This window comes from Aquimarina sp. AWH4_224, assembly GCF_056160245.1.
This window is the reverse complement of record NZ_JBSWWU010000011.1, coordinates 53,057-69,497: the sequence shown is the minus strand read 5'-3', so window position 1 is coordinate 69,497 and position 16,441 is coordinate 53,057. Positions and strand designations below refer to the sequence as shown.

13 protein-coding genes and 1 tRNA gene are annotated in these 16,441 nt (G+C 36.6%); 5 read left to right on the top strand and 9 right to left on the bottom strand.

All coding sequences use genetic code 11. From position 1 onward, the window contains the following. Window positions 1-28 precede the first annotated feature (28 nt). Complete coding sequence (locus ACXAGJ_RS19900; RefSeq protein WP_474842294.1) at window positions 29-1,351, bottom strand: c-type cytochrome; 1,323 nt, start codon at window positions 1,349-1,351, stop codon at window positions 29-31. Window positions 1,352-1,575: 224 nt separating this feature from the next. On the opposite strand from ACXAGJ_RS19900, the gene ACXAGJ_RS19895 reads away from it, so the two are divergent. Further along, the gene (locus tag ACXAGJ_RS19895; protein WP_474842292.1) at window positions 1,576-2,058 is read left to right on the top strand and encodes an SPOR domain-containing protein; all 483 of its coding nucleotides are present in this window, start codon (window positions 1,576-1,578) and stop codon (window positions 2,056-2,058) included. Between the two features lie 74 nt (window positions 2,059-2,132). On the opposite strand, the gene infB is transcribed toward ACXAGJ_RS19895, so the two are convergent. From infB to rimP, 3 genes are read right to left on the bottom strand one after another with little or no spacing between them, the layout of a single operon-like run. Further along, the gene (infB, locus tag ACXAGJ_RS19890; RefSeq protein ID WP_474842290.1) at window positions 2,133-4,901 is read right to left on the bottom strand and encodes a translation initiation factor IF-2; all 2,769 of its coding nucleotides are present in this window, start codon (window positions 4,899-4,901) and stop codon (window positions 2,133-2,135) included. Window positions 4,902-4,945: 44 nt separating this feature from the next. Continuing rightward, window positions 4,946-6,178, bottom strand: coding sequence for a transcription termination factor NusA (nusA, locus tag ACXAGJ_RS19885; RefSeq protein WP_474842288.1), 1,233 nt, complete (start codon window positions 6,176-6,178; stop codon window positions 4,946-4,948). A gap of 13 nt (window positions 6,179-6,191) precedes the next feature. Next, window positions 6,192-6,656, bottom strand: coding sequence for a ribosome assembly cofactor RimP (gene rimP / locus ACXAGJ_RS19880; protein WP_474842286.1), 465 nt, complete (start codon window positions 6,654-6,656; stop codon window positions 6,192-6,194). A gap of 263 nt (window positions 6,657-6,919) precedes the next feature. Here rimP and ACXAGJ_RS19875 point away from each other — a divergent pair, with 263 nt between their 5' ends. Both ACXAGJ_RS19875 and ACXAGJ_RS19870 read left to right on the top strand, forming a co-directional pair. Beyond that, complete coding sequence (locus ACXAGJ_RS19875; protein ID WP_474842284.1) at window positions 6,920-7,759, top strand: universal stress protein; 840 nt, start codon at window positions 6,920-6,922, stop codon at window positions 7,757-7,759. Window positions 7,760-8,015: 256 nt separating this feature from the next. Beyond that, on the top strand, window positions 8,016-9,392 hold the full coding sequence (locus tag ACXAGJ_RS19870; protein ID WP_474842282.1) for a DUF4230 domain-containing protein: 1,377 nt from the start codon (window positions 8,016-8,018) through the stop codon (window positions 9,390-9,392). Between the two features lie 81 nt (window positions 9,393-9,473). Here ACXAGJ_RS19870 and ACXAGJ_RS19865 read toward each other — a convergent pair whose 3' ends face one another. Both ACXAGJ_RS19865 and ACXAGJ_RS19860 read right to left on the bottom strand, forming a co-directional pair. Then, entirely contained in the window at window positions 9,474-9,677 is a 204-nt protein-coding gene (locus tag ACXAGJ_RS19865; protein WP_474842280.1) for a hypothetical protein, read from the bottom strand. A 265-nt stretch (window positions 9,678-9,942) separates the two neighbouring features. Then, window positions 9,943-10,015, bottom strand: a tRNA-Gln gene (locus ACXAGJ_RS19860). A gap of 200 nt (window positions 10,016-10,215) precedes the next feature. Between ACXAGJ_RS19860 and ACXAGJ_RS19855 the strand changes: the two genes are divergently transcribed. Beyond that, window positions 10,216-13,479: a glycosyltransferase family 117 protein gene (locus ACXAGJ_RS19855; RefSeq protein ID WP_474842278.1), complete on the top strand. Its 3,264-nt coding sequence runs from the start codon at window positions 10,216-10,218 to the stop codon at window positions 13,477-13,479. A 42-nt stretch (window positions 13,480-13,521) separates the two neighbouring features. On the opposite strand, the gene ACXAGJ_RS19850 is transcribed toward ACXAGJ_RS19855, so the two are convergent. Beyond that, window positions 13,522-13,740, bottom strand: a complete 219-nt coding sequence (locus tag ACXAGJ_RS19850; RefSeq protein WP_474842276.1) for a hypothetical protein — start codon at window positions 13,738-13,740, stop codon at window positions 13,522-13,524. A gap of 77 nt (window positions 13,741-13,817) precedes the next feature. On the opposite strand from ACXAGJ_RS19850, the gene ACXAGJ_RS19845 reads away from it, so the two are divergent. Beyond that, a complete protein-coding gene (locus ACXAGJ_RS19845; protein ID WP_474842274.1) occupies window positions 13,818-14,465 on the top strand; it encodes a polysaccharide deacetylase family protein in 648 nt (215 codons plus the stop codon). On the opposite strand, the gene ACXAGJ_RS19840 is transcribed toward ACXAGJ_RS19845, so the two are convergent. Together ACXAGJ_RS19840 and ACXAGJ_RS19835 are read right to left on the bottom strand one after the other, a co-directional pair. Next, the gene (locus tag ACXAGJ_RS19840) at window positions 14,462-14,764 is read right to left on the bottom strand and encodes a thioredoxin family protein (protein WP_342039425.1); all 303 of its coding nucleotides are present in this window, start codon (window positions 14,762-14,764) and stop codon (window positions 14,462-14,464) included. The two genes, ACXAGJ_RS19845 and ACXAGJ_RS19840, sit on opposite strands and share 4 nt — an antisense overlap. Before the next feature lie 70 nt (window positions 14,765-14,834). Further along, window positions 14,835-16,073 (bottom strand): metallophosphoesterase, encoded by a 1,239-nt coding sequence (locus ACXAGJ_RS19835; RefSeq protein WP_474842272.1) that lies wholly within the window; start codon window positions 16,071-16,073, stop codon window positions 14,835-14,837. Between the last annotated feature and the right edge of the window lie 368 nt (window positions 16,074-16,441).

Below are 16,441 nucleotides of genomic sequence, written 5' to 3'. Positions count from 1 at the left end.
TTAATTCGGTATTTACCCGACTCTTTTTTTAATAGTGACATTTACCACATTCTAAACCTCCCATTTGTGCAGCTGTTAACTTGTCTACACCATACTTCTTAGAAAGTTCTTTGTGGATCTTTTCATAGTACTTATTATCTGCCACTTGTACATTAGTTTCTCTGTGACAATTGATACACCATCCCATGGTTAGCGGAGCATGCTGATACATAATCTCCATTTCTTCTACAGGACCGTGACAGGTCTGACATTCTACACCAGCAACGCTTACGTGTTGTGAATGATTGAAATATGCAAAATCCGGAAGGTTATGAATACGAACCCATTTTACAGGTTCTGTTTTACCAGTATATGATTGACTAGCTTCATCCCATCCTACAGCTTTGTAAAGCTTCTTGATTTCACCGTCATAGAATTCTTTTGAATAATCTTCAGTAGCTGTAGTCTCTGCAACCTCACTAATCGACTTGTGACAGTTCATACAAACATTTAGCGAAGGAATTCCTGAATGCTTAGACACTCTAGCAGAAGAGTGACAATACTTACACTCTATTTGGTTTTCTCCAGCATGGATTCTATGCGAATAATGGATAGGTTGTATCGGAGCATATCCTTGATCTATACCTACCTGCATAAAGTATCCATACACAAAGTATCCACTTGCCAACAATAAGAAGATTGCAGTAACCAATACTAAGAATTGATTTTGAATAAAAGCTTTCCATATTGGAGTTCTTGGCTCACTAACTACAAGCTCCACATTATTCGCTTCAGCAAAACTTCTTAAGGTCTTATTTACCAGGTAAAGCACTACCATTAGCATTGCAAATACCAATGCCAAAATACCAAGTATAACATCTGTAGACACTCCTGCACCTCCAGCATTAGCAGCGGTAGTTCCCGTACCAGCAACAGGGGCCGGTGGATCAGCCTTTGGCACCATTACATAGGCCAAAATGTTATCGATATCAGTATTCGACAACTGCGGGAAAGCGTTCATCGCAGTCTTATTATACTCTTCATAAATAGCTACCGCTTGTGGATCACCTGCCGCGATCATAGCTGCACTATTTTTTACCCAAGAATAAATCCATTCTCTGTCATACTTATCCGCAACTCCAAAAAGAGCAGGACCCGTCATTTTCTTATATCTTTTATGACATGCTGCACATAAAGATTTAAACAACTCTTCTCCTTTGGCTACATCTCCTCCAGACGCAGCTTCAGTGGCAGCAGCAGTATCAGCCGCAGCTTCATCCTGTCCAAATACAGGATTCAAAAAAGTAAATAAAAAAACAGTTCCTAGGATTAGGATTTTAGAGGCTGAATTTCGGTGTTTCACCTGTTTCATATTATCAAGTAGAATTATCGTCGTAATTTTGGTATGGTTTTTTCTCTAGTATCTTTAAAAAAATACACAAAACCTCCATTTTTAATTCGACGACAAAAGTACTATATTAAGTCGATTTTGGAAATGTTAGAGAAGCGTTAACTACTAATTTATAATAATTCTAAATAATATTTTTTGACAATTTTGAGTTATTAAACTTTACCTTTGTACTAAATTAATTTGTAATGAGAATGTTAAACCTAAAACGTTGTAGTTTTTTAATCAGTTTTCATCTAATTGGGATATCAACTTTGATGGCTCAAAACGACCCAAATCCAACCGTTGAAAACCAAAATAATGGTGATTTTGTACAAGTAGGTATCACAGAACAACCAGAAGCTACAGTTACCATTAATCAAGATCCTAAAATCCAAACCCTTTTGGCTATCAAATCCAAAATGGAGAAAGATGGTGATTTTAGTGACAGATATAAAGTACAGCTATATAATGGCAATCTGAACAAAGCCAATGAAATTCTAAGAAAAGCCAAAGAGACCTTCCCACAATGGGACGCATCTATTCGTTGGGAGACTCCAAACTACAAAGTTTGGATTGGTAATTATAAAACCAAACTAGAAAAAGACAAAGCACTACGGGAAATCAGAAAAGAGTTCCCTAGCGCCTTTGAGTTTATTCCCGGAAAGCAAAAAGCTCCTGTCAACAAATAAATTCAAAATACCATATAATAAAAAAAACCTCTGTTTTCACAGAGGTTTTTTTTATTATGTATTGTTATCGTTCCTTACAACTTCTTCTTCACGGCAACTTCTTGATATGCCTCAATCACATCACCGATCTTAATATCATTGTAATTCTTCACCTGTAATCCACAATCATACCCTTTACCTACCTCTTTTACGTCATCTTTGAAACGTTTTAACGAAGCAAGCTCTCCAGTGTATACCACTACACCTTCACGGATTAATCGAATTCCAGAATTGCGATAGATTTTACCATTCTGCACCATACATCCTGCAATGGTACCTACTTTAGAAATCTTGAAGGTTTCTCGAATCTCTGCTGTACCCGTAACTTCTTCTTTCATTACAGGAGACAACATTCCTTCCATCGCATCCTTAAGATCATTAATCGCATCATAGATGATCGAATACGTTCGGATATCGATTTCTTCTTTATCAGCAACTGTTCTTGCATTACCGGCAGGTCTCACATTAAATCCGATAATAATCGCATCTGAAGCCGAAGCAAGAAGTACATCACTTTCTGTAATCGCTCCAACGGCTTTATGTATAATGTTTACATGAATCTCTTCTGTAGATAATTTCTGGAACGAATCTGTAAGTGCTTCTACAGAACCATCCACATCTCCTTTCAAGATAATGTTTAGCTCTTTAAAGTCTCCTAACGCGATTCGTCTTCCGATCTCATCAAGCGTAATATGACGTTGCGTTCTTACTGATTGCTCTCTGTGCAACTGAGCACGTTTTGCAGCAATATCTTTGGCTTCGCGCTCATCTTCTAATACATTGAACTTATCTCCCGCCTGCGGCGCGCCGTCCAGACCTAAAATAGATACTGGCGTCGATGGCCCTGCTGCTTTAACAGCATTACCTCGCTCATCATGCATTGCTTTTACTTTACCACTATTCTTTCCAGCCAAAACGTAGTCTCCAACTTTCAACGTACCGTTTTGCACCAAGATAGTAGACACATATCCTCTACCTTTATCCAGGAATGCCTCAACCACCGTACCTGTAGCTAATCGGTTAGGATTTGCTTTTAGCTCTAGTATCTCAGCTTCTAGCAATACCTTTTCCAATAATTCATTAACACCTAGCCCTGTTTTTGCTGAAATATCATGGGATTGAATTTTTCCTCCCCAGTCCTCAACCAGCAAATTCATACTAGCCAGCGCCTCTTTAATCTTATCAGGGTTCGCAGTTGGCTTATCTACCTTATTAATTGCAAATACAATAGGTACTCCTGCCGCTTGCGCGTGACTAATAGCTTCTTTGGTTTGTGGCATCACATCATCATCGGCAGCAATTACAATAATCGCTAAATCCGTTACCTGTGCACCACGAGCACGCATCGCCGTAAAGGCTTCGTGACCCGGTGTATCCAAAAACGCAATCTTTTGCCCGCTCTCAAGCTGTACCCCATAAGCACCAATGTGCTGTGTGATACCTCCACTTTCTCCGGCGATTACATTTTCTTTCCGAACATAATCCAGTAAAGATGTCTTACCATGATCTACGTGACCCATTACTGTTACAATCGGCGCACGATTCAAAAGATCTTCTGGTTTGTCCTCTATCTCTTCTATCGCCTCTTCGATATCAGCGGTTACGAAGTTTACTTCATATCCAAACTCGTCTGCTACTATCGATAGCGTTTCTGCATCAAGACGCTGGTTCATGGTAACCATGATACCTAAAGCCATACAAGCAGAAATCACCTCGGTTGTAGACACATTCATCATCGTTGCCACTTCAGAAACAGTAACAAACTCGGTTACCTTAAGCACTTTGCTTTCCTGCTCCTGTTGCGCTACATTATCCTCAGCTTTCTGACGATGCTGATCTCTTTTATCTCTACGATATTTTGCCGCTTTAGACTTGTTAGATTTCCCTTGTAGTTTCTCCAAGGTTTCTCTAACCTGCTTTTGCACTTCTTCTTCACTAGGCTCTTCTTTAACAATAGGAGGTCTTTTGGCTTTTCCACGCCCTCTGTTATTGTTATTTCTTCCACCACCTTGCTGGTTTCCGCCTTTTCCGCCGTTGTTCTGAAATCCGCCTCCTTCTTTACTAATTCTCCTTCTGCGTTTCTTTTGATCTCCGGCGTTATCTTTTTGATTTTTATCCTCTTTCTTTTTCGCAGGTTTTTTAAACTGTGTTAAGTCGATTTTCTGACCTGTAAAATTAGGTCCATCTAACTTTTTATACTGCGTTTTCACCTTTTCTGGTGCTCCAGAGGTTTCGGTTTTTGCTTCAACCTCAGGCTTCTTTTCTTCCACCACTTTTGCTGGCTTTGCTTCCTCTACCTTTTCTTTGGGTTTTGGAGGCGCCTGCTTCATGATTTTTATCCCCTTTTTCTCGGGTCTATTTGAAACCTTTTCTGGTTTTGAAGGCTTAACTTCTTCTTTTTTAGGAGCCTCTTCCACCTTCTTCTCGGGCTGTGGTGTTTCGGCTTTTTTATTCCCTAATTCGATTTTCCCTACTTGTTTAGGGCCGCTAATTTGAGCTTTGGCTTTTACAACTTCGCGCGCTTCTGCAAGCTTACGTTTTTCTTCCTGCTCATTTTCAATCTGCACACGTAACGCCTCTTTCTCTTTTCTTTTTTCTTCTCCTACTTCTTTTGAAGCCACCTTTTTACTCTTGTCTGTTTGAAATTCATCAAACAGAAGTTGGTAAATATCCGGAGAAATTTTTGTGGTAGGACGCGCATCTATCTCGTGACCTTTTGAATTCAAAAAGTCAACAGCCCGATCAAGCGAGATATTGAATTCGCGTAGTACCTTATTTAACCTCATTGTTTTTGCTTCAGCCATAAATGCCTTTTATTTTATGCTCAAATATAAATTAATTGTGTTTATTAATCCTCAAATTCTGATTTTAATATTCTAATCACTTCACTTACAGTCTCTTCCTCTAAGTCAGTACGTTTCACAAGATCTGATATATCTTGTTCTAAGATACTTTTTGCAGTATCTAATCCGATTTTAGAAAATTCTTCAATAATCCAAGAATCAATTTCGTCAGAAAATTCAGTAAGCTCTACATCCTCTTCTACACCTTCTCTAAACACATCTATTTCAAAACCTGTTAATTGACCAGCCAAGCGGATATTATGACCACCTCTACCGATAGCCTTAGACACCTCTTCTGGTCTTAGCATCACCTCGGCTCTATTAGTTTCTTCATCAATTTTGATCGAAGTAACTCTTGCCGGACTTAATGCTCTTGTAATAAATAGTTGTAAATTATTTGTATAATTAATTACATCTATATTTTCATTTCCTAGTTCTCTTACAATCCCATGTATTCTGGATCCTTTCATCCCCACACATGCTCCAACAGGGTCAATTCTGTCATCATAAGAATCTACAGCAACCTTAGCTTTCTCTCCAGGAATTCTTACTACTTTCTTTACCGTAATCAAACCATCAAATACCTCTGGAATTTCTGATTCGAAAAGCTTTTCAAGAAACAAAGGAGATGTTCTTGACATGATGATCGCAGGCTTATTTCCTTTCAACTCTACAGACTCTATTACTCCTCTTACATTTTCTCCTTTTCTGAAAAAATCAGAAGGAATCTGTCTGTCTTTTGGTAAAATAATTTCATTTCCTTCGTCGTCTAACATAATAATTGCTCTATGACGAATATGATGAACCTCTGCCGTATAAATTTCTCCTTCTAATTCTTTGAACTGCTTATATACATTAGTATTATCGTGCTCATGGATTTTGGAAATCAAATTTTGACGTAATGCCAAAATAGAACGCCTTCCTAAATCGATTAACTTCACTTCTTCAGACACATCTTCTCCCACTTCAAAATCTGGCTCGATTTTTCTAGCCTCGGTTAAAGATATTTCCTGATTACCATCTTCTACTTCTCCATCTCCAACCACGATTCGGTTTCTCCAAATCTCTAAATCCCCTTTATCGGGATTAATAATGATATCGAAATTGTCATCACTACCAAACTTCTTCTTTAAGGCATTTCTAAACACATCTTCTAAGATCGCCATTAGCGTAACACGATCTATAAGTTTATCATCTTTAAATTCTGAAAATGATTCTATTAATGCGATATTTTCCATATCAATATTATAATTAAAATGTTATCATAACTTTTGCTTCTACAATCTCTTGGTAGGCTATATCAGCCTCTTTGGTTACCGTTACTTTACCTTTACCAACAGGTTTAGGCTCCCTGGTTTTCCAGGTAAGCTTTATAGCATTCTCGGTAGCTGAAATCAATTCTCCCTCTACGGTTTGATTTTCGGTTTTAACTTTGAGTTTTCTCCCCACATTCTTTTTGTACTGACGAATGTGTTTCAAAGATTCTGAAACTCCGGCAGACATCACCTGAAGAGAAAAATCTTCTTCTTCCCTATCAAGATTATGTTCAATCGCACGACTAATAGTAATACAATCTTCTACCTTAACCCCTTGATCTCCATCGATAATAATTTCAATACTATTATCAGGATGAATTTTGCAATCGATCAAAAACAGAGACGCATGTTCTTTCAACGCCTCTTCTAACAAACTATGAACCTTGTCTTTTAATGACATAAATAGATAAAAAGAGGGGACTTTTCGTCCCCTCAACCTGGTTTTTTAATTTCAACGGTGCAAAGATAGCAATAATATCTTAGATACAAAATATGTCAAACAATGAATTTATTCGTAAATTTAAGATATCCAATTACCTATATCATGCCCCAAGGTTTAATCAATTAAATCCTGTCTACCCCACAAAAGGAGTATCAAAAAAATGATTCATCATTTTTGATGTTTAGAAAGTAACGATAACACATTTCAAAAAACGCTGTATTATGATCAAAAATATACTTGTACCCACAGATTTTTCGAGCCAGGCAGAGAGTGCACTCAAGGTAGCTGCACAAATTGCTAAAAAGAATAATGCTTCTATCTACCTCCTACACATACTTGAACTCCCGATGCATCTTACAGACTTGATGTCTACAGGAGCACCGGCCGCTGCTCCTGAGGCAGTTTTTTTCATGAAACAGGCACATAGCAAGTTTGAAGAGCTAATGGAAAAAGAATACCTAAAAGACATAGAAGTAATCGAAACGGTAAGTTTTGAAGACATCCATACCGGCATTAATGAAGCCAGCGAGAAAAACAATGTAGATATCATCGTTATGGGATCTCACGGATCTACCGGTTTCGAAGAACTATTTATTGGCTCTAATGCCGAAAAGGTAGTTAGAACTTCAAAAAAACCTGTTTTGGTAATCAAAGAAGAGTGTCAATTATTTGATATTAATGATTTTGTATACGCCACAAACTTTGATGACGAGGACAGAGATTGCTTGGTTGCAGCCAACGATTTTGCAAAATCTATAGCTGCTAATTTACATTTGGTATGGGTAAATACCGCCAATGGTTTTAAAACCACCTATGAAACTGAAGAAAAAATGAACAAAATGATCGCTGGTCTTGGGATCGAAAATTACACCCTCAATATATACAATGACATCACAGTAGAAAAAGGAATATTCAATTTTGCTGGCTCTGTTAATGCTGGTATGATTGGTATTAGCACGCATGGCCGAAAAGGACTTTCTCACTTTATTAATGGCAGCCTAGGTGAAGATGTAGTGAATCATGCCAAAAGACCTGTGATTACTTTCAAAATTCTACCTTAACAAACAACCTCCATAGTATGCACAAAATAAAATGTTCAATTTGCACAAATTAAACTGGATGATTTAGCAAAACCAGATTCAAATAAACAACGAACTCCAATCTTATTTTATTTTTTGTTAAAAAACTGATTGCCAGTTGATAAACCAAAATATAAACTTACCTTTATATAACACATCAATAAGTAACAACCCCTACTCTGGTATTACTATACCTAGAGCTTGGGGTTATTTTTTTTCACAGCTAAATGATACAACAATGGGGAAAGTGGTATTTGATAAAACAGAATTGGTCGGGGGAATAGTTGCAGTGATATTAATTTTAACAATTGGATTCTCAATAACCTATCAACAGGTAGCAGAAAACTCATTTGAAACCGGATACAGAAAAGGGAATAATGTTGGTTTCCTAAAAGGAAATAACAACGGGTTTGAACGTGGCCAAATGTTTGGTGATACTTTGGGATACAGAAGAGGTGATAGTATAGGTTTTGCCAGAGGTTTCGACTCTAAGCATGAAGATATACTAAAAATAGAAGAGGTATTCAAAAAGCTGAAATACGAATTTGAACCTCAAATTCATTATGCCCGAATTATAAATAATGTTGCCTCTGTTGGCTTCTCAGACTCTGGAGGAAATTACAAAGAATTTTCTACCATAATGAATTCTATTAATACAGAGCTACTTACTTTCCTATCCGATAACTTTGAATTGGAAAAGAAAGATAGAAATTACATACTAGCTTTATATCGCAAGGAAAGTCAGAAGATGAATCATTCTGCATATACACAACTGACCCATCTTAACAAACAAACCAACCTGGAGAAAGAAAAAACCATTTTTTCGAAAAGAAATATACAAGGGTTAAACAATTTTGACGCAGTTCTTGGGGGACAAATTTGTGATTTGGTTAACATTTTTATGAAAGGAATGGTAGAAAATCCGTACTCTGCTTTCTTCATGAAAGCTGGGGCAAAGGAGATTTGCCCATATGTGGCGTCTTATGCAATAAGACCTTACCTCATCAAACTGAAAGAAAAAGGCCTGATAGAGGACTACGAACTCTCTGAAATCAGAATCAAACAGCAAGTAAGTAATCAAATAGCAGAATTTGCAACCGCCGAAGTAAAAACAACAGCATCAAATCAATATAGTATAGAAAAGAAAATCTGGGTAGGAACATCTACCGCAACCGTAATAACTGATTCGAAAGCTACCACTAAAGCAGGATTCGATTTAATGAAACGGTTTGAATTAAAGATAGATCATTCGAATCATGAAATCACTGTACATTTCCCTACACCGCAAATAACATCACATGAGGTAAGCACACAATTTAGAGATATTGACAATGGTTGGTTTGTTGAAATGGGGCCTGATCAATTGAACTATGTAAATTATAGAATTAAAGAAAACATGAGAAATCAGGCAATAAATGACACTTATTTATTTAGCAATGCTATTTCAAACGCAGAAGAGCTTTTGCGAATAATTTTTGGCCCTATATCCACTTCAATGCCCTATCCCTACTCAGTCAAAGTGAAATTCGGTTACGGCAGAGAAAGAATCTTGATAGACCATTCAGACCTACCACCTATCAAAAGTGTATTAAATGCATCGACATTTAAAAGCTGACAATTTTCGGTTAGAGAACATTTTTGTCTACAATTCGATAAAACTGATGACACCCCATCCTTAACCTAAAACAAAAAGGAATTACCTTATTAAGACAATTCCTTTTTGTTGTTGATCTACTAAGAATCCCTTCAGCTTAAGCTCAGGGTAAACTTCTCTCCCAAAAGCTTTAAAAAAAGAAGGAATCAGATCAAATCCAATTCCTTCAAATTTTGTTGGTCTACTAGGGTTCACCTCAATTCGTTCCTCATTCGGCATAAACTTCTCGCAGTATATTTTTAGCATAAAATAAAAAAAGAACTACTTGATCAAGCAGTTCTTTTTGTTGTTGGCCTACTAGGGCTCCCTTCAGCTGATGCTCAGGGTAAACTTCTCGCCCAAAAGCTTTTCAAAAAAAAAGAAGGAATTAGATTTAATCTAATTCCTTCAAATTTTAGTTGGTCTACTAGGGCTCACCTCAATTCGTTCCTCATTCGGCATAAACTTCTCGCAGTATATTTTTAGCATAAAATAAAAAAAGAACTACTTGATCAAGTAGTTCTTTTTGTTGTTGGTCTACTAGGGCTCGAACCTAGACTCTTCTGAACCAAAATCAGACGTGTTGCCAGTTACACCATAGACCAATACCGTGATTGCGGGTGCAAATTTAATACATTCTTTTTCCTCTGCAAATATTTTTATCAAAAAAATTAAAGTAATGTCACTTTTTATTTCCATCCACGTCTTTAAAAATATAAACTTCTGTTAAGCGTTTACTAAAAAAAACAAGGGGAAAGTATTTTTATTACTAAATTCGCCACACGTTACATAACCATACAATCATATGAACAATTTCAACTTTAAAAAGTGGAATAAAATAGTGGGATGGGCCATTTTTGCCATTGCTCTATGCGTCTATTCGCTAACCGTAGAGCCAACCGCTAGTTTTTGGGATGCGGGAGAATATATTGCCACCTCCTCAAAATTACAAGTAGGGCACCCGCCAGGAGCACCTTTATTTCAAATGATTGGAGCTTTTGCAAGTATTTTTGCTTCAGATGTAACGCAAATCGCTTTAATGGTAAACCTCACCTCTGCTTTCGCAAGTGCTTTTACCATTTTATTTATGTTTTGGTCAATTACTATCCTTGTTAAAAAGATTGTTGTAAAAGACGAAGAATTTACCAAAAGCAAGGCCCTTGCTGTATTAGGTAGCGGTATTGTAGGATCTCTGGCATTTACATTTACCGATAGTTTCTGGTTTAATGCCGTTGAAGCCGAGGTATACGCCATGGCCACCTGTATTTTAGCTGTTCTATTTTACTTGGGGTTATTATGGGAACGAGATATGCATCAGCCTAGAGGAGACAAATGGTTAATACTCATTTCTTTTATTGTTGGATTATCCTTTGGAGTGCACTTTATGGGACTGTTATCAATTCCAGCCATAGGCTTGTTGTACTATTTCAAAAACTATAAAGAAATTACGATCAAAAACTTTGTGATCGCCAATGTAGCAGTAGTCGCTATTCTTTTATTCATATTTAAATTATTACTTCCTTCGACACTGAAGTTCTTTGGTGCGGCCGAAGTGTTTTTTGTAAACTCAATTGGATTGCCCTTCAACTCTGGAACAATAATAGCTGGACTAGTCATTATTGCAGCATTCTACTATGGCATTCGATATACTCGTAAAAAAGCGTATACACAATTAAACACTTTATTACTGTGTGTAGTGTTCATTTTGGTTGGATTCTCAAGTTGGATCATGCTACCTATTCGTGCCAATGCAGGAACAGTGATCAACGAAAACAACCCTAATAATGCCAGAGAGCTTCTGGCATACTATAACCTAGAGCAATATCCTGAAACACATCTCTTTTATGGACCGCAGTTTTCTGAAATCTACGCACAACTGGACGAAGATAATCCATATGAAGACGACAAACCGAAATATGAAAAAGATCTAAAATCTGGAAAATACATTATCGTAAACGACTGGAAAAATGCCAAGCAAAACCTGGACGATGCTCACAAATCCATCTTACCACGAATGTGGAGCACCGAGCATATTGCAAATTACATGGACTTTACAGGACCATTACGTTTTACAATAAAACCCGAGTATCAAGATGAAGATGAATTACTCAATGCCGTTACCAAATTTAGAAGAGATTATGCCCAGGGGAAATTAGACAATGAAGACTACAATAAATTTTTACAATCGTTTGGTAATTATATTGACGTAGAAAAACCAGGTTTTTGGGACAATGTATACTATATGTTCGATTACCAAATGGGATATATGTACTGGCGATATTTTATGTGGAATTTTGTTGGAAGACAAGATGACAATCAAGGTAACCTAACCAATTTGGAAGGAAACTGGCTTAGTGGTATCAAATTTATAGACGAGATGCATCTAGGATCACAGGATAACTTGCCTACGGATACATTAAAAAATAAAGCTCGTAACACTTATTATTTCTTGCCACTACTTCTTGGACTCCTTGGATTTGTGTTTATGGCTCAGCGTGATAAAAAGTATTTTTGGGTATTGTTGATTTTCTTCTTGTTTACAGGATTAGCATTAAAAGTATACCTCAACGAAAGACCTTTTGAACCCAGAGAAAGAGATTACGCACTTGTTGGATCTTTTTACGTATTTGCCATTTGGATTGGGTTTGGAGTTTATGCCCTTTTCGATCTTTTGAAAAAATATATCACTCCAAAAATTGTGGCTCCAGCAATTACAGTTGTCTGTTTGCTTGCCGTTCCTGTAGTTTTAGCGTCTCAAAACTGGGATGATCACGATCGTTCTAATCGATATACAGCACAAGCAATGGCAAAGATGTATTTACAATCTTGCCAGGAAGATGCTATTCTATTTACCATTGGAGACAATGACACCTTTGCTCTATGGTACGCACAGGATATCGAAGGGTATCGTACCGACGTAAGAACGGTAAATACCAGCTTATTTGCTACGGATTGGTATATTGACCAGATGAAAAAAGCAGCTTATAACGGAAAACCTATTCCTTCACAATTACAACACAGTTTTTACGCTTGGGGAAATAATGACGCTATCTACTACAAACCAGTGACTAATGACACTATGCTCATTAAAAATTGGATGCGTTGGATTGAGACTGATGACCCAAGAACAAAAGGAAATACAGGAAGTGGTAAATTGGTAAACACTTTCCCTACCAAACATATTAGAATCCCTGTAGACAAAGAAGCTGTATTACGAAGTGGTATTGTTGCTCAAAAAGATGCTGATCTCATTGTTCCTTATATCGATATTCATTTAAAAGGTGATCTACTGTTCAAAAACAGGTTATTGATGCTAGATATTATTGCCAATAACAATTGGGAACGTCCTATCTACTTTACTGGTGGAAGCTATGGAGACGATGACTTTTTATGGATGAAGGATTATTTGCAGTTGGATGGAGTTACCTTTAAATTGGTCCCAATACGCACCAAAGTAGATCGCCGTAATCCATTTGACATGGGTAGAATCGACACCGATTTAATGTATGAAAATGTAATGAGCTGGGATTGGGGGAATAGTAATGACCCTAATATCTATCACGACCCAGAAACCAGAAAAAATGCGATTACGTACAGAAGTAATTTAGCACGATTGGTAGAAGCTTTGATTACTGAAGGCAAAAAAGACAAAGCCAAAGAAGTGATGGATCTGGCTATGGACAAAATGCCCATCGAATACTACGAGTATTATACCCTACTTGAGGCATATATAACCGGGTATTATGAGGTAGGAGAAAAAGAAAAAGCCCGTGAACTTTGGCATAAAGTTGCCAAAAAGTACCAGGAACAACTCACTTATTTTGGTAGTTTAAGCTTAAAAGAACAGTACCAACATGCAGAGGATATTGTGACTAATGTAGAACGTTACCGTAGTGTGGTAGATTTACTACTAATAAATCAAGATCGTGAGCTAATTGAAGAAAAGGCTGAAGAATTTAATAACTACTTAAGATTATTTACACGCTTGTACTCTTCAGACGAAGAATATGATGATGATAACCTGTTGGAAGAGGAAGAAGACACTTCGAAAACGATACTAAAAGACTAAACATTAAAAAAGACTTCTTTCGAAGTCTTTTTTTTTATAATTCTATTGATTAGTAGGGTCTGGATCTCCTGTAGGACCAGTAGTTCCTGGACCACAACCCGTCAAAATACACTTACTTACATAACAATTTGTGTAATTTTCAGTATACCTAGGGCAGGTACCATATGTGCGCGAAGTCTGTCCCCCTTTAATAGATATAGCCCCAATTTTAGAAATTTTTTGGACTTTAAGCTCTAATTTTTTAGATTTTCTTTTTTTCATTATTTAGGTTTTAAAATGTTTCTTTCAAAGATATTAAAAAAGCAGTCAAAAAAAGTAGATTGCAAAACAAGTTTTTAATGATGATTCCTTACAAAACTCCTAACATCCTAAAACAGTTATTCCCATCATACATTTGGGATTTACAACATAAAGATAAACGTACACTATATCTCACTTTTGACGATGGACCCATTCCAGAAGTTACCGAATTTGTTTTGTCCTGTTTAAAAGAATACCATGCCAAAGCGACTTTTTTCTGTATTGGAGACAATGTAAAAAAACATCCAAACATAGCTCGCCAAATCATTTCTGAAGGCCATGTTATTGGCAATCATACGATGAACCATGTAAAAGCATGGAAAACCAATACCAAAGCATATATCTCAAACACACACGAATGTAAAAATAGTATAGAAAAAACCCTGAATCAACCTATCTCTAGGCAATTATTTAGACCCCCATATGGACAGATTAGCCCCATCAAATACAAAGCCTTACAGAAATTGGGATATCAGATTGTAATGTGGGATGTTTTATCCAAAGACTGGGAACAAAAAATAGCTCCTGAAATTTGCTTACAAAACATCATTAAATACACAGAAGAAGGAAGCATCTTAGTGTTTCACGACAGCATCAAAGCTTCAAAAAACTTATATGAAGTATTACCGAAGGTATTTGATTATTTTTCAGGGGAAGGATATACTTTTAAAAGTATTCAGTCTTAAACATATTCTTTCATCAGGCCGATCAAGGTGTTTGCGTCCTGCTCACCACTTTGTCTCCAAACCATCTCACCACCTTTATATATCATCAAGGTAGGCAGTCCTTTAATTCGCAAAGCGGTTGCAAGCTCTTCGTTTTTATCAACATCGATTTTGATTACTTTCCCTTTATCTCCCATTGCTGCAGCTACATCCTTAAGCACAGGGTGCATGGCAATAGAAGGTTCGTTCCATTCGGTGTAGAAATCCAATAGAACCGGAACATCAATATCAATTATTTCTCCAAACTTTGACATGTTCAATACTTTTATTTGCTATGGCATGGTAAATAACCACTCGCTAAACTATCGTAAATATACTATTTTCTCAGAATTAAGCAGTTTCTTTACCTTTTCTTAATTCTATGATAGTAATCTCTGGCCAAATCCCTACTCTTCCTGGGAATGCATGGAAACCAAAACCTCTGTTCACATTCAGATAACGTCCTGTTTCATTATACATCCCAGCCCATTGCTTATACACATACTGCACCGGACTCCACCTCATAAAACCAGGAATTTCAATCCCAAATTGAAAACCATGCGTATGCCCACTCAACGTCAAGTGAAAATGATCATCATGTTTTTTCACCTCATGTTCCCAATGTGAAGGATCATGACTCAGCAACACCTTAAAATCATCCTTAGACACCTTTTTTGACGCCTTGGTCAAATCTCCTGCTTTTTTAAAATTATGCCCCCAGTTCTCGACACCGATTACCGCTATTCGTTCCCCATCTTTTTCGATAAAGGCACTATCATTAAGTAACAGATTAAAATCGATTTTAGTATGTATATCTTTTATCGCCTGAAAATTAGCAGCTTTCTCAGCCTCACTATCCCAGGTCACATATTCTCCATAATCGTGATTTCCCAAAACAGAATATTTCCCGTACTTAGGGTTCTTGATTCTTTTAAAAGTATCAATCCAATCATCCATTTCTTTTGCCATGGTATTTACTATATCCCCGGTAAAGAGCAAAACATCAGATTCTTGTTCATTAATTAAGTCTACTGCGTATTCTATTTTGGCCGGATCATCAAAACTCCCAGAGTGAATATCTGAAATCTGCGCAATTCGAAAGCCATCAAAAGCTGAGGGCAAATCTTCAAAATGTAATACATGACGTATTACCTTAAAATTATACTTTCCTTTAAAAATTCCATGAAGCAGTCCCGCAAAAGGAATTGCAGCAGCACCTAAAGCGATTTGACTAATAAATTTTCTTCTATCAGGCATATACTGTGCTACATTACCATCAAAAAAAGTATTGGTAAGGTAATTATAACCCGCCACACATATTCTTATGATATCCTCTCCAAACATAAAAAGCACCAATATCATTTTTGGGACCAATGTTAGCAACAACAAACCACTTGCTCTCAAAGAATATTTAGTAGGACCAACACTACGGTCATAGTTTGCAAAAGTATATATCACATAGGCCAAAATCCCTAAAGAAATGACCATATAAATAATTTGAACAATTTGATTTTTCGAAAGTGTCTTAACTGCCTGAAAAGCATAAGTTTCGACCAAAAGAAATATCGTAATAAGGATTAACCAGCGCATATATTATTCTAAATTCATTAACAAGACAAAACTATCTCTCCTTTTTCATATGTCGTCATTTTTAAGTAAAAATTAACGCAATACAATTTTATTATCGTTTATACGTTATAATTTATGTAAATTCATGAGAGAAATCTTAATAAATTGTTTCGGAAGTAAAATATTTATTTGTAAATTCGAACAATATTTCCTTTTGGGGCATAATAATTTAAAAATCTTAAACATATAGTAAAAAGACTACTATCGTATTTATAGCAGTTGATACATTGTTATCAATTTTATTTTGGGGCGAAATGCCGTCAGCTCTTGACGGCATTTCTTATTTACATTTATTACCTATTTCGTCTCATTTTGATTAATCTTCTTTT